This window comes from Mesorhizobium sp. WSM4983 (assembly GCF_029625765.1).
Taxonomy (GTDB): Bacteria; Pseudomonadota; Alphaproteobacteria; order Rhizobiales; family Rhizobiaceae; genus Mesorhizobium.
The window spans coordinates 212,740-235,936 of sequence record NZ_JARTVM010000002.1; the positions used below are offsets into that span (position 1 = coordinate 212,740).

Sequence of the window (23,197 nt, forward strand, 5' to 3'; positions counted from 1 at the left end):
GGCTTCAAACTGTCCCAAGTTTATACCCGTGGTGCGCGCGCACAAGCTTTGCGGCGGCACGCGCGCCGATTTTAGACCCGAACTTTCCGGTTGATCACAAGTCGCCTTCTGGCCGTCCGAGGCCTTCGCTTTGACGGAGCCATTCGCGAGGCGGGCATCACGGCCCGGCTCATGCGGGCGGGCTTCTAGACACTTCATTGCAGCTTGTCAATGAAACACGAAAACTGTGAAAAATCGCCATTCCTCAGCTCGGACCAAACTAGGTCAGGCCCGATGAATATCAACTGCCCTATCGCCCGGCGTTGGCCAGCGCCCGCTTCTCCCGGCGCCGCTGCACCGATGAAGGAATGTTCATGCCTTCCCGGTATTTGGCGACCGTGCGGCGGGCGATGTCGACGCCGCTTTCCCGCAGCATGTCGACGATAGCGTCGTCGGAAAGCACGTCGGCGGGCTTTTCCTCGTCGATCAGCTGCTTGATGCGGTCACGCACGGCTTCCGACGAATGCGCTTCGCCGCCTTCCGCCGAGGCGATCGAAGCGGTGAAGAAATAGCGCAGCTCGAACACGCCGCGAGGCGTCAGCATGTATTTGTTGGCAGTGACGCGGCTCACCGTCGATTCATGCATGCCGATCGCGTCGGCCACCGTGCGCAGGTTGAGCGGCTTGAGATGCCGCACGCCATGGACGAGGAACGCGTCCTGCTGGCGCACGATTTCCGAGGCCACTTTTAGGATCGTCTTCGCCCGCTGGTCGAGGCTGCGCGTCAGCCAGTTGGCGTTCTGCAGGCATTCGGCCAGAAACTCCTTTTCCGCCTGGTCCTTGGCATGGCCGGAAACCCGGGCGAAATAGACATGATCGACCAAAACTCGCGGCAGCGTGTCGGCGTTGAGCTCCACCGCCCAGCTGCCGTCGGCAGCGGCCCGCACCTCGACGTCGGCAACGATGGCGTCGCTCGCGCCGCCCGAAAACGCGGTGCCGGGACGCGGATCGAGAGCCCGGATCTCGGCCAGCATGTCGAGAAGGTCTTCCTCGTCGACGCCGCAGATGCGTTTCAGCGTCTGGAAATCCCGCCGCGCCAGGAGTTCGAGATTAGCCACCAGGGCCTTCATCGCCGGATCGAGCCGGTCGCGTGCGGCAAGCTGCAGCGACAGGCATTCGGCGAGGTCGCGGGCAAACAGGCCGGCCGGCTCGAAGGTCTGGCAGACCGCGAGCGCTCGCGCGACCGCTCCCATGTCCGCCCCCAGCCGCGCGGCAATCTCTTCCAGATCGGCGCGCAGATAGCCCGCTTCGTCGAGGCTGTCGGCAAGCTCGCCGGCAATCAGGCGCTCGGCGGGTTTGGAGAAGGCAAGCGCGATCTGTTCGCCGACATGCTCGCGCAGCGTCACGATGGTCGCGGCCATCTCGCCGACGTCGAAGCCTTCCGACGAAGCGCCGCCGGCGCTGCCCGCGGATGCCGACTTCCATTGGGCGGTGAGATCCGGTCCGAGCTTTTCGCTCGTGCCGGGATCGTCGGGAAACAGGTTCTCCAGCGAAGAGTCGAGCTTTTCCGAGATCGCCTCGGCGCTCCATTCCGTCTCGCTTTCGAACCAGTCGTCCCCGGCGGCGGGTTCTGGAGCGGTCTCGCTCTTCTGCGGCTGGTCGCCGCCCGCATCGTCCTGCGGCTCGGCCCGCTCCAAGAGCGGATTGCGCTCGATTTCCTCGTCGATGAACCGCTCGAGCTCGACATGGGTGAGCTGCAGCAGCCGGATCGACTGCATCAGCTGGGGCGTCATCACCAGCGACTGGGACTGTCTGAGCTGCAGTTTGGCCGCCAGCGCCATGGTTGGATTCAAACGCCTCGTCTACGCATCGAGCTGCCGTTTTTCGGTCGGGCATAGAAACTGGCCCGGCTTTTGCTTGTCAAGGCAAACGCTAGCAGAGACGGCTTACCGGAGCGTTATTCGCGGGCAGAGCAGGCGTAAAGCCGGAAAATTCAGCGAGAAATTGCCGCGGAACCGGAATTTTCGCGTTTAGAGCGTAAAACCCTCGCCGAGATAGAGCCGCCGCACATCGGCGTTGGCGACGATCTCGTCGGCGCGGCCATGCGTCAGCACCTGGCCGGCATGGATGATATAGGCGCGGTCGATCAGGCCGAGCGTCTCACGCACATTGTGGTCGGTGATCAGCACGCCGATGCCGCGCGCGGTCAGATGGCGGACGAGCTGCTGGATGTCGGCGACCGCGATCGGATCGATACCGGCGAAGGGCTCGTCGAGCAGCATATAGGCCGGCCGTGTGGCCAGCGCCCGCGCGATCTCGAGGCGGCGTCTTTCGCCGCCGGACAGCGACATCGACGGCGCCTTGCGCAGATGGCTGATGTGGAATTCCTCGAGCAGCTCGTCGAGCGTGCGCTCACGTTCCTTGCGGCTCTTTTCCACCACTTCCAGAACGGCGCGAATATTCTGCTCGACGTTGAGGCCCCGGAAGATCGACGCTTCCTGCGGCAGATAGCCGATGCCGAGGCGGGCGCGCCGGTACATCGGCATCGAGGTGACGTCGAAGCCGTCGATCTCGATCGTGCCTTCGTCCACCGGCACGAGACCGGTGACCATGTAGAAACAGGTGGTCTTGCCGGCGCCATTGGGCCCAAGCAGTCCGACGGCCTCGCCGGCCCGCACGCCGAGCGTCACGCCGCTCACCACCTTGCGGCCCTTATAGCTCTTGGTAAGGCCCTTGGCGATCAGGGTGCCCTTGAACTTCGCCTTGTCGGCGCCAACCGTTGCCGGCGCAGACGTTTTTGCGGCCGTCCGCCCCGGGAGGCGGGCCAGCAGCGACGATACGCCGGCCATTAGTTGCTCGACGCTCCCTGCTGGGCCGTGCCCTTTTGGGGCGCGCCCTGCTTCTGCGGCGTAATCGACATGATGACCCGACCGCCGGTGCCGCAACCGTCGACATTGGCAAGGCCGCTTTTCATCTGAACGGTGAGCTTGCAACCCTTGAGCACGTTGTCGCCCTGCGAGAGCACGACTTCGCTGCCGGAAAGAACGAGCACCTGGGTCTTCATGTCGAACGTGCCCTTGTCGCCGGTGGCGATCTGGTCGTTCGATTTGATATAGACTTTGTTCTCGACCACGAGGTGGTCGATGTTGGCTGCCCCGGTCATCGCCGATGCGCCGGCCGCCGCGCCCTTGGGAGCGTTTGGGTCCTTGACGTAATAGACCGTCATCTTGCCGGCCTTGAGCAGCGTCGGCCCCTGATTGACGGTGACGTTGCCGCTGAAGATTGCCGCGCTGTCGGCCTGACGGACCTCGAGCTTGTCGCTTTCGATCTGGATCGGCTGGTCGCCTGACAATTTGAGGCCGGACATCTGGCTGGTGCCGCCGGATTGGGCAAGCGCTGGCGCCGCCCCGAGCAACATGAAGAGAGAGGCCGCCGCTGCAAGCCTTGCCGAACTACTGCGACGCATTCTGCTCTCCGCCCTTTGCCTCTGCCGCCTTCAGACTTGCCGCGTCGATGTTGACGCGCACCCGGGTCTCGAAGACCACGACCTTGCCGTTTTCTTCCACCGACATCGAGTCGGCGGTGATGCGCGATCCGCCGCGGCTCACATCGACCGGATTGTCGGTCTTCATAGAGCCTTTGCCCATGTCTAGGAAGACCGATTTGAACTTGGCTTCCATGCCGTCGCTCGTCGTCACCAGGACATCGCTTGTGAGGTCCATCGTGTTGGCGTCGCGGTCGTAGATGCCATGCGCGGCGTTGACCGCCACCACATTGTCGCTGGCGACGGGCAGCTTGGCGTTGATGCCTTCGAGGTCGATGATACCCTGCTTGCCGACATCCTGGGTCGCCCGGGTCGCCGTCAACGAATAAGGCAGTTTCTGCTTGGTGAAGCCGTTGAGCTTGGGATTGGCCATCACCAGCTTGCCGTCCGAAAAGGCCGTGCCGTCGGCCTGCACCGAGATCGACACCGGCGCGGCGAGATAAGAATAGACCGGAAAGGCGATCGCAATTGCCGCCGCCAGCAGCGGCACGGCGAATTTCAACACGCGCACGCGGCGCGAATGCCGCTGCGCACGATCGAACGCATCGCCGCGCGTGCCGCTTTCGCCAGCGGCAGCCGATACCGTTTCGGCATCGCTCGTTTCGTCAGATCGCGCCAACATGACTATTTTCTAATGAGCCCTTGCCCCGCCAAACACCGCCTATAGGTGGTATGCCGGTCCCCGCAAGCAAGCACAAGCGGAGGAAAACTGCAAAAATGTGACGGCTACTACCGTACGACTAGGACGAATCCGGCTGCACTGCCAGCTCTTCATAGCAGATAGGAACGGGCTGCGTTAATTTTTCGTGAGGTCGTCGTGACCTCCGCGTTGCGCCAAGACCTGTCAGGGCCAGGGCGTCAGGAAACGGTAGCCCCGCGCGGATGGTTGCTTTAAAAGCGTCCTTTCCCACCGAATGTGAGGCTGACCATGGCAATGAGAGCCGACGACCTGATCGACCGCCGCCGCTTGCGCCGCAAGCTGACGTTCTGGCGCGTGACCGCGTTTGTGATTGTGGCGGCAGCGCTGATCGCGTTTTCGGCATGGATCTATGGTGACGATTTCACCGGTCAGGCGATCGACCACATCGCGAAGGTCAAGATTGAAGGCACCATCACCGAGGACGAGGAGCTGATCAAAAGACTGGAGACGATCCGCAAGTCCGCAACGGTGAAGGGCGTCATCCTGTCGATCGATTCGCCCGGAGGCACCACGGTCGGCGGCGAGTCGATCTATGAGGAAGTGCGCAAACTCGCCGCCGACAAGCCGGTGGTGGCCGAGGTCGGCACGCTGGCCGCGTCCGCCGGCTATATGATCGCAAGCGCGGCCGACCACATCGTCGCCCGCAAGACCTCGATCGTCGGATCGATCGGCGTGCTGATCCAGTATCCCGACGTGAGCGGCCTGATGGACAAGCTCGGCATCAAGCTCGAGGAAGTGAAGTCCTCGCCGCTCAAGGCTGCGCCCTCGCCGTTCAAGCCGACCAATGACGACGAGCGCGCCATGGTGCGCAAGCTCATCCTCGACAGCTATGACTGGTTCGTCGGCATCGTCGCCGAACGGCGCAAGATGACCCGCGAGCAGGCGCAGGCGCTGGCCGACGGTTCGATCTTCACCGGCCGCCAGGCGCTCGCCAATCACTTGGTTGATGCCGTTGGCGGCGAACCCGAGGCGATCAACTGGCTGGCGACCAAAGGCGTCGACAGCAAGCTCAAGGTCGTCGAATGGAAGGATACGGAGGGGCACGGCCTCCTGTTTTCGAGAAGCATGACCAAAGCCGTCGCCAACGCGCTCGGCCTGCCGGATGCCGGCGGCGACATCATTCACGAGCTTGGCGCCGACCGCTTGTTCCTTGACGGTCTCGTTTCGGTCTGGCACCCTTGACAACCATTGGGACGAGCCAAATAAAGCAATAAAATCATCCTGATATTTGACCGCAGTGGTTTACGGGGAACGTTCATGATCAAGTCCGAGCTTGTGCAGATCATTGCCGCGCGCAACCCCCATCTTTTCCTCCGCGACGTTGAAAACATCGTCGGCGCGATCTTTGACGAGATCACCGACGCGCTCGCCGAAGGCAACAGGGTCGAGTTGCGCGGTTTCGGTGCCTTTTCGGTGAAAAACCGTCCTGCCCGCACCGGCCGCAACCCCCGCACCGGCGAATCCGTCGAGGTCGAGGAGAAGTGGGTGCCGTTCTTCAAGACCGGCAAGGAGTTGCGCGAAAGGCTGAACGGCGGCAAATAGGCGCCGCGCCGGCAGGTCGGAAACGACGTTTCGGCGTTTAAGCCACCTCCAGGAGATTTGATGTTCAATCGCGTCATGCTCGTCGTGGTCTTCGTGCCGCTGGCCGTCATCCTGATCGCGCTTGCCGTCGCCAATCGCGGCCTCGTCGCCTTCACGCTCGACCCGTTCCACCCTGGCAATCCGGCGCTGACGCTGAATTTGCCACTCTTCATCTTGCTGTTCCTGGCTTTGGCCATCGGCATGATCGTCGGTAGCATGGCGACCTGGGTGAAGCAGGGCCGCTACCGCAAGCTCGCGCGCCAGCGCGGGCTGGAGGCCGAGAACTTGCGCCAGGCAGTGAGCCGCGCACCCGCTGCGCCGAAAGGACCGGCGCTGCCCAAGCCGACGAACTAAACAGCGCCTTACGGAGCTTTCCATGCTGACTATTTCGGCCGCCGAGGTCGACCGCGCGCTGACCTTTTCAGGTCTGGTCGAGACACTGCGCACCGCCTTCCGCGAAGGCGCCGTGCAGCCGGTGCGCCACCATCACGCGATCGAGCGGCCGGACGGCGCCGCCTCGACGCTTTTGTTGATGCCGGCCTGGACCGACTTCGACGCCGCCGGCACCTCGGCCGGCGGCCATATCGGCGTCAAGATCGTCACCGTCTCGCCGGACAATAACGCGATCGGCAAGCCGGCGGTGATGGGCCTCTATCTGCTGCTCGACGGCGTGACCGGCGAACCCCAGGCTCTGATCGACGGCCAGCGGCTGACGCAATGGCGGACCGCCTGCGCCTCGGCGCTCGCCGCATCCTATCTCGCCCGCGAGGACGCCTCGCGGCTCTTGGTGATCGGCGCCGGCGCGCTGTCACCCTTCCTCGCCAAGGCGCATTCGGCGGTGAGGCCCGTTAAGTCGATCCGCATCTGGAACCGCACGCCGGCCAATGCCGAAAAGGTCGCGGCGGCGCTGCATGCCGAAGGCTTTCCAGCAAGCGTGGCAGGCGACCTCGAAACCGAGCTTGGCGAGGCCGACATCGTCTCGTCGGCGACGATCACGACCGCGCCGCTGATCAAGGGCGCGCTGTTGAAGCCGGGCGCCCATGTCGACCTGGTCGGCGGCTTCACGCCGCAGATGCGCGAGAGCGACGACGATGCCATTTCCCGCGCCCGCGTCTATGTCGATACCCGCGCCGGCGCCACCAAGGAGGCCGGCGACATCGTGCAGCCATTGGCTTCCGGTGTCCTGAAGCCGGAAGCGGTCATCGCCGACCTGCACGAACTGGCGCGTGGCGAGAAACAGGGCCGGCAAAGCGAGAGCGAGATCACGCTGTTCAAGTCCGTCGGCGCAGCGCTTGAAGATCTCGCCGCCGGCATCGCCGTCTACAAGGCGCTCAGCACAAGCAAGTAAGAGGATAGGGTAGTGAGAAGCTCACACCCCTACCGCCATACCGCCCTACTGCCCTGCTGCCTCGTTCGGCCAATAGACACGCAGCCGATGACCGTCGGGATCGAGCGCGACGAACGTGCGTCCGAAATCCATGTCGGTCGGTGCCTGTAGCATTCTCAGCCCCCGTTCCGCCCAGTCCGCATGCGTGGCGTCGACCGCGGCCGCATTCTCCATCGCAAGCACGAGCTCGCCCCCCCCGCCCGCGGCGGCGGCCGCCGGTTCAACCGTGTGACGCGACCACAAGCCGAGCTTGAAGCCGTTGTCGAGGACGAACATGGCGAAGGTGGGCGAGGCCTCTACCGGCTGGCGCCCGAGCAGCGAGGCGTAGAACGCGCCGCTCTTCTCGGGGCTGTCGACATAGAGGATGACGAAATTGGGCGTGGTCATGTCGGTCTCCAAGGTGTTTGAACCTTGGCCAAGCTAGATCATCCCACTGTCAGATTCTGGCAGCAGCGATCAGCCAGTAGGCTCCTGCGCCGTTTTCAGGGCCGATTCATCGAGCGTCGCTCGCCATTCCTTGAGCATCGCCTGGCGGCGGCGCGGATAGCGGATCTCGGTGGCTGTGAGATCGGCCATGCGGTCGGCGCGGAAATGCCGGAAATCCTGGCGCAGCTCGCACCACGCCACCATCACCCGCACCTTGTCGAAGAAGCCGAGCGCGAACGGCCAGACCATGCGCTCAGAGGCCGCGCCGCCGGCGTCGCGGTAGAGGAAGCCGAGCTTGCGCTCGCTGCGGATCGCCTGCCTGACGATGCCGAGATCGATCGCCTCGCCGCTCGCTGAATTCGGCCCGACCAGCAGCGTCGTGGCGTCGAGATCGTCACGCAGATCGTCCGGCAAGACCGCCGCGATCTTGGACAACGCATCCGCCGCCGCCGCGGCCAGCCGCTTGTCCGGCTGTTTCGCCACCCAGCGCGAGCCGAGCACGATCGCCTCGACCTCCTCGTCGGTGAACATCAGCGGCGGCAGCATGAAGCCGGGCTTCAGCACATAGCCCAGCCCCGCCTCGCCTTCGATCGGCGCGCCCTGCCCCTGCAGCGTCGCGATGTCGCGATAGAGCGTGCGGATCGACACGCCCATTTCCTCCGCAAGCGTGCGGCCGCTGACCGGCCGGCGGTGGCGGCGCAGAATCTGGATCAGGTCGAGCAGGCGTTCGGAACGGGACATGACCGGAGACTTGCCCGTTTCTTCGGGCGAGGTCCATCGCATCGCGACAGAACAGCGCCGGACCATGCGGTTGCGAAGGTCAAGGGCCTATGCCAAAAGCGGCGTGCCGTTCCGGAGATTGTTCTTGAAGTCCTTTCGCGACCGAAACCGCGACAACCGTCCGCGCCAGCCGGCGAATCCCCCCAGCCAGTCGCGGCTGCGGGAGGCGGCTTCGGCGGAGAGGTCGGAGCCGCATCATCGTCAGGAAGCAAAACCAGCGCAGCGCCCTCTTGCACGCCGCGAAGGCCCGTTGCCCGCCGAGCGCCTGCCGCTGATCCTCGAGGTTGCGCCCAACGCCGACTATGCTCTGCTGGACAGCGGCGCCGGCGAAAAACTGGAGCAGTATGGGCCCTACCGCATCGTGCGCCCCGAAGGCCAGGCTATCTGGCAGCGGGCGCTTCCCGCCAAGGAATGGCGGCGCGCCGACGCCATCTTCACCGGCGACACCGACGAGGAAGGCATCGGCCGCTGGCGTTTTCCAAAAACGCCGCTCGGCGAGACCTGGCCGATGAAGCATGACGGCATCGACTATCTCGGCCGCTTCACCTCATTCCGCCATGTCGGCGTCTTTCCCGAACAAGCCTCGCATTGGGACCACATGGCCGGCCTGATCGCCGCTGCAGGGCGACCGGTCAAGGTGCTGAACCTCTTCGGTTACACAGGCCTTGCCTCGCTGGTGGCGGCGCGCGCCGGCGCAGAGGTTACTCATGTCGACGCCTCGAAGAAGGCGATCGGATGGGCGCGCGAGAACCAGGAGAGAGCCGGCCTCTCCGACAAGCCGATCCGCTGGATCGTCGAGGACGCGGTTAAGTTCGCCGAGCGTGAGGAGCGCCGTGGCAGCCACTATGACATCGTGCTCTTCGACCCGCCCGCGTATGGCCGCGGTCCCAAGGGCGAGGTCTGGCAATTGTTCGAGGATCTGCCGGGCCTCACCGATCTCTGCCGCTCGATCCTGACGCCGAAGCCGATCGCCGTGGTGCTGACCGCCTATTCGATCCGCGCCTCCTTCTTCGCCATCCATGCCTTGATGCGGGAAGCCTTCGCCGGCATGGGCGGCACGGTCGAATCCGGCGAGCTGATCATCCGCGAGAAATCCGCCGGCCGCGCGCTGTCGACCTCGCTGTTCTCGCGCTGGGTGGCTTGAATGGTCCCGCATGATGGAGCCCGGCCCGTCGGGCAGGTCAAGGAAGTCACCAGCCTCGCCAATCCGCTGGTCAAGGACATCAAGGCGCTGGCGCTGAAGAAGTTTCGCGACCAGCAGAACGCCTTCATGGCGGAAGGCCTGAAGCTGGTCATCGACGCACTCGACCTCGGCTGGTCGATCAGGACGCTCGTCTTCGCCAAGGCCGGGCGCGGCAACGCGGCGATAGAAAAGGTCGCGGCGCGGACTGTCGCCGCCGGCGGCACTGTTCTCGAAGTCTCGGAAAAGGTGCTGGCGGCAATCACCCGCCGGGAAAATCCGCAAATGGTCGTCGGCGTCTTCGTCCAGCAGACGCTGCCGCTGAAGGATATCCGTGCCACGGACGGCGACGTCTGGGTCGCGCTCGACCGCGTTCGCGATCCCGGCAATCTCGGCACCGTCATCCGCACCGTCGACGCCGTCGGCGCCAGGGGCGTCATCCTGGTCGGCGACACCACCGATCCGTTTTCGCCTGAAACCGTGCGCGCCACCATGGGCTCGATCTTTGCCGTGCCGGTCGCGAAGGCGACGGAGCAGGCTTTTCTGGCCTGGCGACGCGACTTTCCGGGCCTCGTCGCCGGAACGCATCTGAAGGGCGCGGTCGACTACCGTTCGGTCGACTTTTCGAGAGGCCCGGTGCTGCTGTTGATGGGCAACGAGCAGCAGGGCCTGCCCGACAGCCTTGCGGATAGTTGCGACCGGCTGCTCAGGATCCCGCAGGCCGGACGCGCCGATTCTCTCAATCTGGCGGTTGCCACCGGCGTCATGCTGTTCGAAATCCGGCGTGGCGCGTTGAAGCTCGACCCCACTGCCGACTCGCGATGAGGGCTGCGAAAACGTGAAATCCTGGTCCCCTTACGCCCTGCTGGTCGTGCTCGCTATCGCACTCGACCAGTGGATAAAACAGCTGGTGGAAAACGGCCTCGCCTTCCAGGAAAAGGTCGATCTTCTGCCTTTCCTGGCGCTGTTTCGCACCTACAACACCGGCATCGCCTTCTCGATGTTCTCGTCCTTCGGCGACACCGGCCTGGTGGCCATCGCCGCGCTTGTCGTCGCCTTCGTGCTGTATCTGGCGGTGCGCACGCCCGCCGGCCACGTCCTTGCCCGGATCGGCTTCGCCCTGATCGTCGGCGGCGCGCTCGGCAATCTGATCGACCGCGCGGTCTACGGCCACGTCATCGACTATATTCTTTTCCACACGCCGGTCTGGTCCTTCGCGGTGTTCAACTTTGCCGACGCCTTCATTTCGGTCGGCGCGGCGCTGGTCGTGTTCGACGAGCTGATCGGCTGGCGGCGGGAAACCAGGTCCCAGGATCCAGGCAATTGACCAAGCGCGGCCACCGCCGCAAATTTGTTTCAAACAAAACGAGGAGACCAAAGTGTCCGATACCTTCAAAGCCATCCTCGTTTCGCGCGACGCCGAGAAGAAGCAGTCGGTCGAGATCGTCGACCTCACCGAAGCTGACCTGATGGAAGGCGATGTCACCGTCGCCGTCGAGGCGACGACGGTGAATTACAAGGATGGGCTGGCCATCACCGGCAAGGCCCCGGTCGTGCGCCGCTGGCCGCTGGTGCCCGGCATCGATTTCGCCGGCACTGTCATCGATTCTTCGCACCCCGACTGGCGCAAGGGCGACAAGGTCATCCTCAATGGCTGGGGCGTCGGCGAGACGCATTACGGCGCCTTTGCCGCCCGCGCCCGCGTCAAGGGCGACTGGCTGGTGCCGCTGCCCGACGGGATGAGCCCGCATGATGCGATGGCAGTCGGCACCGCCGGCTATACGGCAATGCTCGCCGTCATGGCGCTGGAGCGGCATGGCATCGTGCCGAATCGCGGACCGGTGGTGGTGACGGGGGCCGCCGGCGGCGTCGGCTCGGTCGCCATCTCGATCCTTTCCACCCTCGGCTACCATGTGATCGCCTCGACCGGGCGCAATGCCGAAAGCCCCTATCTGATCGACCTCGGCGCGGCTGAGGTGATCTCACGGGACGAGCTCAGCCAGCCGGCCAAGCCGCTGGCCAAGGAACGCTGGGCCGGCGGCGTCGACTCGGTCGGCACCCATACACTGGCCAACGTGCTGTCGATGACGTCCTATGGCGGCGCGATCGCCGCGTGCGGCCTGGCCGGCGGCATGGACCTTCCGACGAGCGTCGCCCCCTTCATCCTGCGCGGCGTATCGCTGCTCGGCATCGATTCCGTCATGGCGCCGAAAGCGGTCCGCCTCGAGGCGTGGCGCCGCATCGGCGCCGACCTCGACCTCAAGAAACTGTCGACCCTGTCGCGCTCGATCGGCTTCGACGGCATCATCGGCGCTGCGCGCGATATTGTGGAGGGCAGGATCAGAGGCCGCGTGGTCGTCGATCTGTAGGGCGATCCCAGGAATAGCGTTCGGCGATTTCCCGTCCGAACTGCCCAAAATCAGGCAAAAACTGCCGGTTATCGGCACGGACGACTAAAATTCGAACGATCCGCCGCAATCTTCCATAATCTCTGTCTGGCAAGGTTTTCCGCATGCTCGCGGACTCCGACTTCAGACAGGACAGCAAAGCCGCAGGCGACGACGGACTGGGTCCTGACGCGCCGAAGCGGCAGGTGCTTGTCGCGCCGCCGCTGGTCCCCGCATTGCAAGCGGACAGTCATGAAGGCCTGCCGTTCCTGACGATCGTCGCCATAGTCGTCCTGGCCGGGCTGGCGCATCTCACCGGAGCGCCGATCTTCATCACCATAGGCCTCCTGGCGACGGGTCTGGGCGGCCTGATGATGCATCTGCGCAACCAGCGCGCCGAGCGGCGCACCGCCGCACTTCTCGACGAGACGGCCGCCCGCAGCCGCGCCGAAATCGAGACCCTCGCCGATCGCATGTGGGAGATGCAGGAGAGCGAAGAGCGTTTTCGCGGTCTGATCGATGCGCTCGGCGACCTCGTTGTCCATCGCGACCGCGACGGCCACATCGTCTACGCCAACAAGGTGTTCGCCTCGCTCGTCGAGATCGATCAGCGCGACCTCGCAGGCAAGACGCTTTCCGAGCTCGGCATCGACGTCGGCGTCGTGCCCGAGGCCGCCTTTTCGGATCATGAATGCCTGAGCTCCACCGATGTCGCCATCCGCACGCCGAACGGGCCGCGCTGGTTCTCCTGGATCGAGCTCTCGGTGCGGGACAGGGACACCGGTGCTGTTTCGCACCGGGCGATCGCCCGTGACATCACCGCCCGCAAGCGCGCCGAATCGTCGCTGATCACCGCCCGCGAGCGGGCCGAATACGCCAGCCAGGCCAAGTCGCGCTTCCTTGCCACCGTCAGCCACGAGATCCGCACGCCGATGAATGGCATCATGGGCATGGCGAAGCTGCTTGCCGACACCGACCTGTCGCCCGAGCAGCGTACCTATGTCGGCGCCGTCTCGACTTCCGCAAGCTCGCTGCTGGCGCTGATCGAGGATCTGCTCGACTACTCCAAGATCGAGGCCGGCCGCTTCGATCCCGAGCCGCAGCCGACATCACTGCGTGAGATCGCCGACAACATCATCGAGCTGCTGGCCGCGAAGGCCTTCTCCAAGACCATCGGCCTCGGCTGTCACGTCGAACCCGACGTGCCGCAGATGATCACCGCCGACCCCGGTCGCGTGCGCCAGGTGCTGCTCAACCTCATCGGCAATGCCGTCAAGTTCACCGACACAGGCGGCGTGCTGCTTACCGTCGCGCGCGCCAGCACCGAGAGCACCGACCGCATCCGCTTCACCATCGCCGACACCGGTCCGGGGCTGCGCGAAGAGGATATGGAGCGCATCTTCGAGGAATTCGAGCAATCCGACGGTACTTCGACCAGGGTGCACGGCGGCGCCGGTCTCGGCCTCGCCATCTCCAAGCGCCTGGTGATCGCCATGGGCGGCACGATCTCGGTTTCGAGCCGGCTAGGCGAGGGATCCGAATTCGTCTTCGACATTCCGGCGACCGCGTCTACCCAACCGCCACAATATCGCCGGGACATCCTCTCGGACCGGCGCGCGGTGATCGTGTCCAAGAATGCCGTCGAGGCCGATGCCATCGCTCGCACCGTCCGCGCGCATGGCGGTGCCGTCGAGATCGCGGCCACGCCGGACCAAGCCATTGCCTTCGCCGCCGGCTGCAACGTGCTTCTGGTCGACGCCGCGCTCGAGAACAGCGACGGCCGCCTGCTCAAGCGGCTGCGTCAGAGCGGTTTTGTCGACTGCCAAGCCATCACCCTGATCGCACCCGCCGATCGCGGCATGCTTGGCGAATTCCGCGCCAACGGCTACGCGACGTTCCTCGCCCGGCCGGTGCGCGGCGAAACGCTGCTGCGCGTGCTGTTGACCAGTCATGTGCCGGCACCCGCCGAGCCGCGGTCGGAACCGCGCGGCGCCGCGTCCGTCCGCCGCCGCGACAAGGGCCTGTCCGTGCTGATCGCCGAGGACAATGACATCAACGCGATGCTTGCCCGCGCCACGCTGCTCAAGGCCGGACATCGCGTCAAGATCGTCGGCAACGGCAAGGCCGCGGTCGAAGCCGTCACCGACGCCGGCCTCAAGCATCGTTTCGACGTCGTGCTGATGGACCTGCACATGCCGGTGATGGACGGGCTGGACGCGATCGCCGCCATCCGCCGCCATGAGGAAGCGCTTGCCGTGCCGCCGATCCCGATCATGGTGCTTTCGGCCGACAGCCAGGAAAAGACGCGCCACACGGTTTTGGCCCACGGCGCCAGCGGCTTCGTTACCAAGCCTCTCGACCCCGATGCGCTCGTCCAGGCCGTCGAGAGCCAGGCTGCGGCGTAACGAATTTTTTAGACTTCCCGAACGCCTTGGATTGCTTGGCTTTCGCAGCCATAAGATAGCCGGTTGAGGGTATTGCCCAGCCGACGAAGTATTGCCGGGATCGCCGTATCACGGTACTGTCACAATCCTGTTGCACCTACACCGTATCCCCGTGCCAAGAGGGATGGCTCGAAGGAGAATCACTCGTGCATACAGTCATGCCTGAATGCGATACTCGGCCGAACGCCAGCGCCCTTCTCGGCGCGCGTGCCGCCGACGCTTTCGCAAGCGGCGCACCGCTGGGCCGCATCGGCAACCTGGAAGTGCGGCTCGCCCGCAACGGGGCCGAGATCGCCGCCGCCCAGGAAGTGCGTTATCGGGTATTCTATGACGAGCTCGGCGCGAGGAAGGATTTGTTCCAGGCGCAGGATCGGCGCGATGCCGACCGCTTCGACCCTCTCTGCGATCATCTCCTGGTTTTCGACACCTCGCTTCCCGGCCCAGAGCACCGCCGTATCGTCGGCACGTATCGCCTGCTGCGGCAGGAGATCGCCACCGCGGCGGGCGGCTTCTACTCCGAGGGCGAGTTCGAGCTGACCAAGCTGGTGGCGCGCCATCCGGGCCAACGCTTCCTGGAGCTCGGGCGCTCCTGCGTGCTGCCGGAATATCGCTCCAAGCGCACCATCGAGGCGCTCTGGCAAGGCATCTGGGCCTATATCAACTACTATGGCATCGGCGTGATGACCGGCTGCGCCTCCTTCCACGGCACCGTGCCGGCGGCGCATGCGGAGGCGCTTACCTACCTTGCCCATCACTGCCGCACCGACCAGGCCTGGGATGTCCGGGCGGTGGCCGGCCGCTACTGCTCGATGGACTTGATGCCGATCGAGGCGGTCAATGCCAAGGCCGCGATCGCCGCCATGCCGCCGCTCGTCAAAGGCTATCTGCGTGTCGGCGCCCGCATCGGCGACGGCTGCGTCATCGACCACGAATTCTCCACCGTCGACATTTTCGTTGTCATGCCGGTCAAGGAGATCGGCGCCCGCTACGTCAACTACTATGGCGGCGAAGGCCAGCGTTTCGCGGCGTGAGTCTGGCGAATAGCGAATAGCGAATAGCGAATAGCGGAGGAAGTAGCGATAGTAGGCTGATTACAACAGCCCATTCGCTACTCTCTATTCGCTATTCGTTGTTTGCTATCACGGAATATCCTCCGGCCTTCGCCCCGGCCGGCTCTTATAGGCCGGGAACGACCAGCCGAACTTGAGCGCCCCGCCCCGCACCAGGAAGGCCGCCGCAAAGCCGAGCAGGCTGGATGGCAGGGCCGACATGCCAACGAGATCGCCAAACGTGAAGAGCGCTGCGCCCGCAAGCGCCGCCGTGACATAGATTTCGGGCCTGAGCAGCACGGAAGGCTCGCCTGCGATCAGGTCGCGCAATATGCCGCCGAAGGTCGCGGTGAGCACCCCGGTGATGACCGACACCACCGGCGAGCCGGTGATCGCCAGGCCCTTTGCAGCCCCCATCACCGCAAAGGCGGCAAGCCCGATCGCATCGAGCCAGAGCAGCAGCTTGTAGCGGGATTCCACGCGATGGGCGCTGAAGAAGACAAGCACCGCCATTACGGCGCAGATCAGCACATAGCCGCTGTTGGCGACCCAGAACACCGGCAGGTTGAGAATGACGTCGCGTAGCGTTCCGCCACCGATGCCGGTGATGCTGGCCAGAAACAGGAAGCCGATGATATCGAGCTCTTTGCGTGACGCGGCAAGCGCGCCGGTCGCCGCGAAGACGGCGACGCCGGCATAGTCGAGCAGCTCAATGGGATTCATGGGCGAGCGAATAGTGATTGGCGAATAGTCAGTGCACAGTGAATATCACGAAGCGGTGCGGTTGGAACCGCCTTCCCTGTTCGCTATTCCCTATTGGCTCCCTTCACGCATCCTTCTCGGCCTGCTCGTTCACCGGACCCGGCTCGACTGGCGCTTCGGCGGCGGCGGCCTTTGGGCCGCCCTTGGAGACGCCGACCATCGCCGGCCTCAACACGCGCTCGCCGATCGAATAGCCGGGTTGCACGACCTGGACCACGGTCCCCGCCGGAACGTCGGGGTTGGGCACCTCGAACATCGCCTGATGGAAGTTCGGGTCGAACTTCTCGCCTTCGGGCGCAAGCTTCTTCACCCCATGCCGCTCCAGCGCCGCCAGCATGGCGCGCTCGGTGAGGTCGACGCCCTCGATCAGCGCCTTGAAGCCGGCATCGCCGGAGGCCTTGGCCTCGGTCGGAATGGCGTCCAGCGCGCGGCGCAAATTGTCCGACACCGACAGCATGTCGCGCGCGAAATTGGCCACAGCGTAGGTGCGTGCGTCATGTACATCACGCGCGGTACGGCGCCGCAGATTCTCCATTTCGGCAGCTACGCGAAGCGCCCGATCCTTCAGTTCCTCGTTTTCCTTCAGCAACCGCACAAGCGCCTCATAGTCGCCGTCGACGCCGCCTTCCGCACGTTCGCCGGAAGCCCGGGCCTCGGAAGCCTGGCTGGCTTCGATTTCCTCGGGCGCGCGTTCGTCTTTTGCCTGGTCGCTCATCGCCGTTTCCCGTCATTCGGATTGGTTTGGATTTGCGCCCGATATCGAGGTTTAGGGGCCAAAAATCAAGGGGCAAGCACCGATGACGGCCCTTCCGCGATCGTTCCAAATTAATTCAAATTTTACCGTACCGGACGGCTTTGCTTGCCGCTAAGGGCCTATGCGGGAACCATTGCCGGGCTGCGAGAGTTTCGAAGCCGACACAGGATTTTGGGACCATGAAGGGCAACATCGGCGAAAGGCGCGCCAAGCTCGCCGACGATATCAGGCGACAGGTTGGCACCGAAGCGACCAAGCGCCTTCTGCGCACGCTTCCGGCATTTCGCCTGGAAAAAGAAGTGCCCAAGCAGTTCACGGATCTGCTCGACCGCCTGGACGGCGCCGAGACGGACAAGGCGGACGGCCAGCGGCAGCACTAGACCGCCCTTCCCCAGTTCCACAGCGTAAGGCGCTGAGGAGCTATGCGGCTCTGCGCTCGTCGCGCATCAGAGCCTCGCCATGACGGATCTCGGTGCCAAGCACCTTGAGGCACTCCCGCATGAACGACGCAAGGCCGGGCCATCCCTTTGCCGAAACCAGATTGCCGTCGACATGCGCGCCGGTCGGCGACACGTCGATATAGGTGCCCCCGGCAAGCGTCACTTCGGGCTCGCAATACTGCAGCGCCGCCACCTCCCTGCCGCGCACCACGCCGTCGACCGCGATCAGGATTTGCACACCGTGGCAGATGGTGAAGATCGGCTTGCCGGTCTCGTGGAAATGCCTGACCAGCGCCTGCACGCGCTTGTCGATGCGAATATATTCCGGCCCGCGTCCGCCCGCAGCGTAGACCGCGTCGTAATCGGCGGGATTCACCTCGGCGAATGTCTTGTTGAGGATATAGTCGTGGCCGAGCTTTTCCGTATAGGTCTGATGGCCCTCGAAGTCGTGCAGCGAGGTCTTGAGCACGTCGCCGGCCTTCTTGTCCGGGCAGACGACATGGACTGTGTGGCCGACCGCATGCATCGCCTGCTCAAAAACGAAAATCTCGTATTCTTCGCTGAACTCGCCAACGAGCATCAGTATCTTCTTGCCTACCATGCCGTTTCCTCCTTTGCCGGCTGTTTATTTCGGAGCGCGAAATAATCACCGTATCCTAAGGGCAAGACGGCAAAAGAGAAAGTGAAATTCGCAGAAGTGGTCTGACCAGATTGTTGCAAAGAGGCGCGTAGAACTGAATCGACTGCGCCAAGACGTCAAAAGCAAGGTGCTTGGTCAGACCAAAGCTGCAGGCTCGCTTGGTTTACCGGATGGCTGCCTTCGGCGGTCAGCGCGGGGACGGCTCAGCCCGGGCGTTTGCGCCGCCAGGAATATTTCGGGCCCTTGGCTTTCGGCTCTACCGCCGGCTGGTAATAGACTGGCAAGCCTCCTGTGCGCCCTTCCTCCAGCCGCTTCAACAGCACCGGATTGGAGACCTCGAACTCGTCGAAGCCGAGCCGCAGCATATGCGGCAATTGATCGACCAGGACCTGGCCCGTGGCGCGCACCGCGCCTTTGAAGTTATGCCGGGTGCGCAGCAATTCGCCCTTGGAGAAGGAGCGGCCGTCGTTGAAGGCCGGGAAGGCAAGCGCCACCAGCGACAGCTGGTCGAGCAGGCCGACGATCTTGTCGAGCTCGTCGCCGGGGAGCAGGAGCACGCCGAGGCGCTCCTTGGCCGACCTGCGGATATCGTCATCGAGCCCGAGAAAGGCCTGCAACGGGAGGATGAAGCGGCCATTGCCGGCAAGCGCTTCGGCGCTCTCGGCATGGGTCCATTCGTCCTCGCGGAAACCGTTCGGGGTCCAGAGGCGGGTTTCCGATTTGGTCGGCTCAGTCATCAAAATTCCTAATGCCCTAAGATCCTAATGCCCTAAGAATGAAAGGATATGTCGCTGTTCAGGTCGGCCCGGAGTCGAAAATGGTGGCTTTCGAGAACGGGAGCGGAGCGTACTTCAACTACGCGAGCTCCGAAAGCGCAGGAACCCGCCATTTGCAGGCCGGCCTCACCTGAGTAGCGGCTGTCCTTAAAGTGATGCGTCGGTCAGCGACTTCTCCAGCCCCGACAGATGGATGCCGCACTCGGTCTTGGCGTGCCCCGCCCAGCGGCCGCTGCGCGCATCCTCGCCTGGCTGTACCGGCTGCGTGCAGGGGAAGCAGCCGATCGACAGATAGCCATAGGCGACCAGCGGGTTTTCGCGCAGCGCATGCGCGCGCATGTAGTCGGCCTGGTCGGATGTCGTCCAATGCGCGAGCGGATTGATGCGGATGCGCGAGCCGACGGCCTCGAAGACCGGGAGTGCCGCGCGCGTCGAAGCCTGGAAGCGCTTGCGCCCGGTGAACCAGGCGCGGAACGGCTCGACGCCACGCGCCAGCGGCTCGACCTTGCGCAGGTTGCAACAGGCGTCGGTATCGGTCTCATACAGCCTGCCGGTCGGATCGACGCGTTCGAGCGCCGCTTCGTCCGGCTTGATCACTCTCACATCGGTCAGGCCGAAATCGGCGACCAGCGCGTCGCGGTAGCCCAGCGTCTCCTCGAAATGCTTGCCGGTGTCGAGAAAGATCACTGGCAGCGAGCGGTCGATCTCGGCAATCATGTGCAGGAGGACTGCCGAATCGGCTCCGAAGGACGATACGGCGGCAACGTCGCCGCGGAAAAATTCACGCGCCGAGCGCTCGATGATCTCGATCGGCTTCAGATGGCCGAGCAGCGCGTCGAGCCCCGCCGCTTCCGCGGCAACGCCGGCCTCGACGCCGCCGATCCGGTCAAGCGGCCTTGGTTTCGCCAGCATAGAGCGCCTCCTTGAACGGCGCGGGACCGACACGGCGGTAGGCGTCGATAAAACGTTCATTGGGATTGAGCCGAAGGCCGAGATAGGTGTCGACGATCTGCTCGATGGCATCGGTGATTTCTTCCGAAGAGAAACCGCGGCCGATGATCTCGCCGACCGACGTGTTCTCGTCGGCCGAGCCGCCAAGCGTGACCTGGTAGAGCTCGGAGCCCTTCTTCTCCACGCCGAGAATGCCGATATGGCCGACATGGTGGTGGCCGCAGGCGTTGATGCAGCCGGAGATCTTCAGCTTCAGCTCACCGATCTCGCGCTGCCGCTCCAGCGAGGCAAAGCGGCGCGAGATTTCCTGGGCAACCGGGATCGAACGCGCGGTGGCAAGCGCGCAATAATCGAGGCCGGGGCAAGAGATGATATCGCTGATCAGGTTGGAATTGGCGGTCGCCAAGCCGATCTCGACCAGGGCGTCATAGACGGCCTTGAGGTCGGCGCGCGCCACATGCGGCAGGATCAGGTTCTGCTCGTGGCTGACGCGCAGCTCGTCGAAGGCGTATTTCTCGGCGATGTCGGCGACCGCCTCCATCTGGCTGTCGGAGGCGTCGCCGGGCACCTCGCCGATGCCCTTGAGCGAGATCGTCACCGCCGCATAGTCGGGGTGGCGATGCGTTACGACATTCTGGTCGAGCCACTCCGAAAAACTCTTGGAATCGAGCCGCGTCTGCTTCACCTGCGCGTCGCCTTCCGGCCGGTCAGGCAATGCCGGCGGCGCGAAATAGGCATTGATCGCCTGGATGTCGGCGTCCGGCAGCTTCAGCTCCGCGTCCTTCAACTCCTGCCATTCGGCCTCGATCTGGCGGGTGATCTCCTCGACCCCGGTCTCGTGGACGAGGATCTTGATACGCGCCTTGTACTTGTTATCGCGGCGGCCATAGAGGTTGTAAACGCGCAGGATCGCCGTGCAGTAGGACAACAGCTCGGCTTCCGGCAGGAAGTCGCGGATCTTCTTGGCGACCATCGGCGTGCGGCCCTGGCCGCCACCGACATAGACGGCAAAGCCCAGCTCGCCGGCCGCGTTCTTCTTCAGATGCAGCCCGATGTCGTGCGTCTGGATGGCGGCGCGATCACGCTCAGCGCCGGTCACCGCGATCTTGAACTTGCGCGGCAGGTACGAGAACTCCGGATGCACCGACGACCACTGGCGCAGGATCTCCGCATAGGGACGCGGATCGGCAACCTCGTCGGCGGCCGCGCCGGCGAAATGATCCGCGGTGACGTTGCGGATGCAGTTGCCGCTGGTCTGGATGGCATGCATTTCGACACTCGCCAGATCAGCAAGGATCGCCGGGATGTCGGACAGCGCCGGCCAGTTGAACTGGATGTTCTGGCGCGTGGTGAAGTGGCCGTAGCCCTTGTCGTATTTGCGGGCGATGTGGCCGAGCATGCGCAATTGCCTGCTGTTCAGCGTGCCATAGGGCACGGCGATACGCAGCATATAGGCGTGCAGCTGCAAATAGACGCCGTTCATCAGCCGGAGCGGCCGGAACTGGTCCTCGGTGATATCGCCGGCAAGCCGGCGCTGCACCTGGTCGCTGAACTCGGCGACGCGGGCCTTTACGAAATCGTGGTCGAACTCGTCGTAACGGTACATGCTTCGTCTTTCAGGGCCCGTCCGCCCGCTTTCTTGTGTTCTATGCCGCCCGTGCCGGAGCCGGGCTCGCCTGCTTGCCGAGGTCGGTGCGGATGGTGGGGCCCGCGGCGCGGATCTTCTCGCGCAGCCGCACCGGCTCGACCGCGCCGTTGATCACGGTCACATCGATCAGGTTGACGTCGACGACTTCGTTGCTGGCAGCGGCCGCGGCGCCGATGGCCTCGAGCCGATCCTCCGCCGCCTTGTCATGGGCGATGTCGGCACGAGTGACGGTCTCCGCCCAGCCGCCATCGGCGTACCAGACGGCGATACCGTCCGAGAGCCTGTTCGCGGTCAGAACCTTCATTGCTCAACTCCTTCGGCCGCTACGCCGGCCGTATCTTCACGCGTGTGCGCCGCAAGCGGCTCGGATTGTTCGAAATTGGCGCCGGCGACCGCGTCGCCGATGATGGTCATGACCGGACCGGTAAGATCGGCGCGCGCTTCCAGCGACGGCAGGTCGGCGAGCGTGCCGTGGAAGCGGCGGCGATTGCCAAGGCTGGCATTCTCCACCACGGCGACGGCGGTATCGGGCGACAGCCCGGCTTCGATCAGCCGGCCGGCGACTTCGGCTGCAACCGAGCGGCCCATATAGACGGCGACGGTGGCGCCGGAAATGGCAAGCTTTGCCCAATCGGGCAGTGAGTTGCCCTTGAGGTCATGCCCGGTGGTGAACACCATCGAGGACGTCACGCCGCGCAGCGTCAGCGGCAATTCGAAATCGGCGGCCGCGGCGAAGGCGGCGGTCACGCCCGGAACCACCTCATAGGCGATGCCGGCCTCGCGAAGTGCTGCCATTTCCTCGCCCGCCCGCCCGAACACAAGCGGATCGCCTGATTTCAGCCGCACCACGCGCTTGCCGGCGCGGCCAAGCTCGATGAGCAGAGCGTTGATTTCTTCCTGGCTCTTGGAATGGCAGCCCTTGCGCTTGCCGACAGGCAAGCGCTCGGCATCGCGGCGCCCCATGGCGACGATCGCTTCCGGCACCAGCGCGTCATAGACGATCGCGTCGGCCTCCATCAGCAGGCGGTGGGCGCGCAGCGTCAAAAGATCCTCCGCGCCCGGGCCGGCGCCGACCAGAGCGATGTGACCTGCGGTCGGCGCGTCCGAAGTCAAAAGTTCAAGCGCAGCGCTATGCGCCCTGGCGAACTCTCCGGCTTCAACCGCCTTGGCCGGGAGGCCGGCGAAGAAATCGCTCCAGAACCGGCGGCGGCGATTGCCTTTCGGCAGCCGCTCGGCAGCAGTGCGAAACGACGACGCCAAGGCCGCCAGCCGGCCAAGCGACGGCGACAGCATGCGATCGATGCGCACCCGCAGCAGCTGCGCCAGCACAGGGCCGGCGCCCTCGGTGCCGACGGCGATGGCGACCGGCGCGCGGTTGACCAGCGCCGGGGTGAAGAAATCGCAGAGCTCAGGCCGGTCGACGGCGTTGACCGGAATGCCCAGCCGGCGGGCGTCTTCGACCACGCGGCGGTCGAGCGCCTCGTCGCCGCTGGCGGCAAACACCATGGCCGCGTCCTCGAGGTGCGCGGCATCGTAGGCGACATCGACGTGGACAGCGCCGGCGGTAGCAATGAAATTCAGAAGCTCGGGATCGGCATTGTCCGCAATGATGCGCAGCGTCGCGTTTGACTGAGCAAGCAGCCTGGCCTTGGCCAGTGCCTCCTCGCCGTTGCCGACGATGGCCACGGCTTCGCCGTCGACCCGCAGGAAGACGGGGAAGGCGTTGAGCTTGGCATTGGCTGGCGACATGGCGATAAACAGTACGAGAAC

At 64.5% G+C, this 23,197-nt stretch carries 25 protein-coding genes; 11 read left to right on the forward strand and 14 right to left on the reverse strand.

The features are described 5' to 3' along the window. Nucleotides 1-289: 289 nt before the first annotated feature. From rpoN to lptC, 4 genes are all read right to left on the reverse strand, one after another. On the reverse strand, nucleotides 290-1,819 hold the full coding sequence (gene rpoN / locus P9254_RS08290; RefSeq protein ID WP_278053160.1) for an RNA polymerase factor sigma-54: 1,530 nt from the start codon (nucleotides 1,817-1,819) through the stop codon (nucleotides 290-292). A 189-nt stretch (nucleotides 1,820-2,008) separates the two neighbouring features. Next, a complete protein-coding gene (gene lptB / locus P9254_RS08295) occupies nucleotides 2,009-2,827 on the reverse strand; it encodes an LPS export ABC transporter ATP-binding protein (protein WP_095813602.1) in 819 nt (272 codons plus the stop codon). Continuing rightward, nucleotides 2,827-3,444 carry an LptA/OstA family protein gene (locus P9254_RS08300; RefSeq protein WP_067004051.1) on the reverse strand — a complete coding sequence of 206 codons (618 nt, stop codon included), beginning with the start codon at nucleotides 3,442-3,444 and terminating at the stop codon, nucleotides 2,827-2,829. Before P9254_RS08300 ends, lptB begins: the two co-directional genes overlap by 1 nt. Beyond that, complete coding sequence (gene lptC, locus P9254_RS08305) at nucleotides 3,431-4,144, reverse strand: LPS export ABC transporter periplasmic protein LptC (RefSeq protein ID WP_278053161.1); 714 nt, start codon at nucleotides 4,142-4,144, stop codon at nucleotides 3,431-3,433. Before lptC ends, P9254_RS08300 begins: the two co-directional genes overlap by 14 nt. Nucleotides 4,145-4,450: 306 nt before the next feature. Between lptC and sppA the strand changes: the two genes are divergently transcribed. From sppA to P9254_RS08325, 4 genes are all read left to right on the forward strand, one after another. Beyond that, nucleotides 4,451-5,404, forward strand: a complete 954-nt coding sequence (sppA, locus tag P9254_RS08310) for a signal peptide peptidase SppA (RefSeq protein ID WP_067318883.1) — start codon at nucleotides 4,451-4,453, stop codon at nucleotides 5,402-5,404. A 75-nt stretch (nucleotides 5,405-5,479) separates the two neighbouring features. Next, nucleotides 5,480-5,764, forward strand: coding sequence for an integration host factor subunit beta (locus tag P9254_RS08315; RefSeq protein ID WP_027165368.1), 285 nt, complete (start codon nucleotides 5,480-5,482; stop codon nucleotides 5,762-5,764). 60 nt (nucleotides 5,765-5,824) lie between these two features. After that, a complete protein-coding gene (locus P9254_RS08320; protein ID WP_067004057.1) occupies nucleotides 5,825-6,157 on the forward strand; it encodes a DUF1049 domain-containing protein in 333 nt (110 codons plus the stop codon). Nucleotides 6,158-6,179: 22 nt separating this feature from the next. Beyond that, entirely contained in the window at nucleotides 6,180-7,151 is a 972-nt protein-coding gene (locus P9254_RS08325; protein ID WP_067318887.1) for an ornithine cyclodeaminase family protein, read from the forward strand. A gap of 45 nt (nucleotides 7,152-7,196) precedes the next feature. On the opposite strand, the gene P9254_RS08330 is transcribed toward P9254_RS08325, so the two are convergent. Together P9254_RS08330 and P9254_RS08335 are read right to left on the reverse strand one after the other, a co-directional pair. Further along, entirely contained in the window at nucleotides 7,197-7,577 is a 381-nt protein-coding gene (locus P9254_RS08330; RefSeq protein ID WP_067319618.1) for a VOC family protein, read from the reverse strand. A 69-nt stretch (nucleotides 7,578-7,646) separates the two neighbouring features. Further along, entirely contained in the window at nucleotides 7,647-8,357 is a 711-nt protein-coding gene (locus P9254_RS08335; RefSeq protein WP_067319619.1) for a helix-turn-helix transcriptional regulator, read from the reverse strand. Nucleotides 8,358-8,481: 124 nt separating this feature from the next. Between P9254_RS08335 and P9254_RS08340 the strand changes: the two genes are divergently transcribed. The 6 genes from P9254_RS08340 (at nucleotide 8,482) to P9254_RS08365 (ending at nucleotide 15,438) form a co-directional block, all read left to right on the forward strand. Continuing rightward, nucleotides 8,482-9,540: a class I SAM-dependent rRNA methyltransferase gene (locus P9254_RS08340; protein WP_067318889.1), complete on the forward strand. Its 1,059-nt coding sequence runs from the start codon at nucleotides 8,482-8,484 to the stop codon at nucleotides 9,538-9,540. Then, nucleotides 9,541-10,401, forward strand: a complete 861-nt coding sequence (locus P9254_RS08345) for a TrmH family RNA methyltransferase (RefSeq protein WP_278053162.1) — start codon at nucleotides 9,541-9,543, stop codon at nucleotides 10,399-10,401. Between the two features lie 13 nt (nucleotides 10,402-10,414). Continuing rightward, nucleotides 10,415-10,903 carry a signal peptidase II gene (gene lspA / locus P9254_RS08350; protein WP_067318893.1) on the forward strand — a complete coding sequence of 163 codons (489 nt, stop codon included), beginning with the start codon at nucleotides 10,415-10,417 and terminating at the stop codon, nucleotides 10,901-10,903. A gap of 52 nt (nucleotides 10,904-10,955) precedes the next feature. Continuing rightward, nucleotides 10,956-11,945 (forward strand): acrylyl-CoA reductase (NADPH), encoded by a 990-nt coding sequence (gene acuI, locus P9254_RS08355; RefSeq protein ID WP_278053163.1) that lies wholly within the window; start codon nucleotides 10,956-10,958, stop codon nucleotides 11,943-11,945. Between the two features lie 143 nt (nucleotides 11,946-12,088). Continuing rightward, complete coding sequence (locus P9254_RS08360) at nucleotides 12,089-14,368, forward strand: PAS domain-containing hybrid sensor histidine kinase/response regulator (protein ID WP_278053164.1); 2,280 nt, start codon at nucleotides 12,089-12,091, stop codon at nucleotides 14,366-14,368. 185 nt (nucleotides 14,369-14,553) lie between these two features. Further along, a complete protein-coding gene (locus tag P9254_RS08365) occupies nucleotides 14,554-15,438 on the forward strand; it encodes a GNAT family N-acetyltransferase (protein WP_278053165.1) in 885 nt (294 codons plus the stop codon). 108 nt (nucleotides 15,439-15,546) lie between these two features. On the opposite strand, the gene P9254_RS08370 is transcribed toward P9254_RS08365, so the two are convergent. Next, nucleotides 15,547-16,179, reverse strand: a complete 633-nt coding sequence (locus P9254_RS08370) for a trimeric intracellular cation channel family protein (RefSeq protein WP_095778725.1) — start codon at nucleotides 16,177-16,179, stop codon at nucleotides 15,547-15,549. Nucleotides 16,180-16,282: 103 nt separating this feature from the next. Continuing rightward, nucleotides 16,283-16,933 carry a nucleotide exchange factor GrpE gene (gene grpE / locus P9254_RS08375; RefSeq protein WP_067318900.1) on the reverse strand — a complete coding sequence of 217 codons (651 nt, stop codon included), beginning with the start codon at nucleotides 16,931-16,933 and terminating at the stop codon, nucleotides 16,283-16,285. 218 nt (nucleotides 16,934-17,151) lie between these two features. Here grpE and P9254_RS08380 point away from each other — a divergent pair, with 218 nt between their 5' ends. Beyond that, complete coding sequence (locus tag P9254_RS08380) at nucleotides 17,152-17,352, forward strand: hypothetical protein (RefSeq protein ID WP_067318902.1); 201 nt, start codon at nucleotides 17,152-17,154, stop codon at nucleotides 17,350-17,352. Nucleotides 17,353-17,392: 40 nt separating this feature from the next. Here P9254_RS08380 and P9254_RS08385 read toward each other — a convergent pair whose 3' ends face one another. The 6 genes from P9254_RS08385 to cysG form a co-directional block, all read right to left on the reverse strand. After that, entirely contained in the window at nucleotides 17,393-18,013 is a 621-nt protein-coding gene (locus tag P9254_RS08385) for a DJ-1/PfpI family protein (protein WP_067318906.1), read from the reverse strand. 242 nt (nucleotides 18,014-18,255) lie between these two features. Continuing rightward, complete coding sequence (locus tag P9254_RS08390) at nucleotides 18,256-18,789, reverse strand: DUF934 domain-containing protein (RefSeq protein ID WP_278053167.1); 534 nt, start codon at nucleotides 18,787-18,789, stop codon at nucleotides 18,256-18,258. Nucleotides 18,790-18,975: 186 nt separating this feature from the next. Beyond that, nucleotides 18,976-19,740, reverse strand: coding sequence for a phosphoadenylyl-sulfate reductase (locus tag P9254_RS08395; RefSeq protein ID WP_067318910.1), 765 nt, complete (start codon nucleotides 19,738-19,740; stop codon nucleotides 18,976-18,978). Continuing rightward, nucleotides 19,715-21,385 (reverse strand): nitrite/sulfite reductase, encoded by a 1,671-nt coding sequence (locus P9254_RS08400; protein ID WP_127243242.1) that lies wholly within the window; start codon nucleotides 21,383-21,385, stop codon nucleotides 19,715-19,717. Before P9254_RS08400 ends, P9254_RS08395 begins: the two co-directional genes overlap by 26 nt. 40 nt (nucleotides 21,386-21,425) lie before the next feature. Further along, nucleotides 21,426-21,731, reverse strand: a complete 306-nt coding sequence (locus P9254_RS08405; RefSeq protein ID WP_127242316.1) for a DUF2849 domain-containing protein — start codon at nucleotides 21,729-21,731, stop codon at nucleotides 21,426-21,428. Beyond that, nucleotides 21,728-23,176, reverse strand: a complete 1,449-nt coding sequence (gene cysG, locus P9254_RS08410) for a siroheme synthase CysG (RefSeq protein WP_278053169.1) — start codon at nucleotides 23,174-23,176, stop codon at nucleotides 21,728-21,730. The genes P9254_RS08405 and cysG overlap by 4 nt, the downstream gene beginning before the upstream one ends. Between the last annotated feature and the right edge of the window lie 21 nt (nucleotides 23,177-23,197).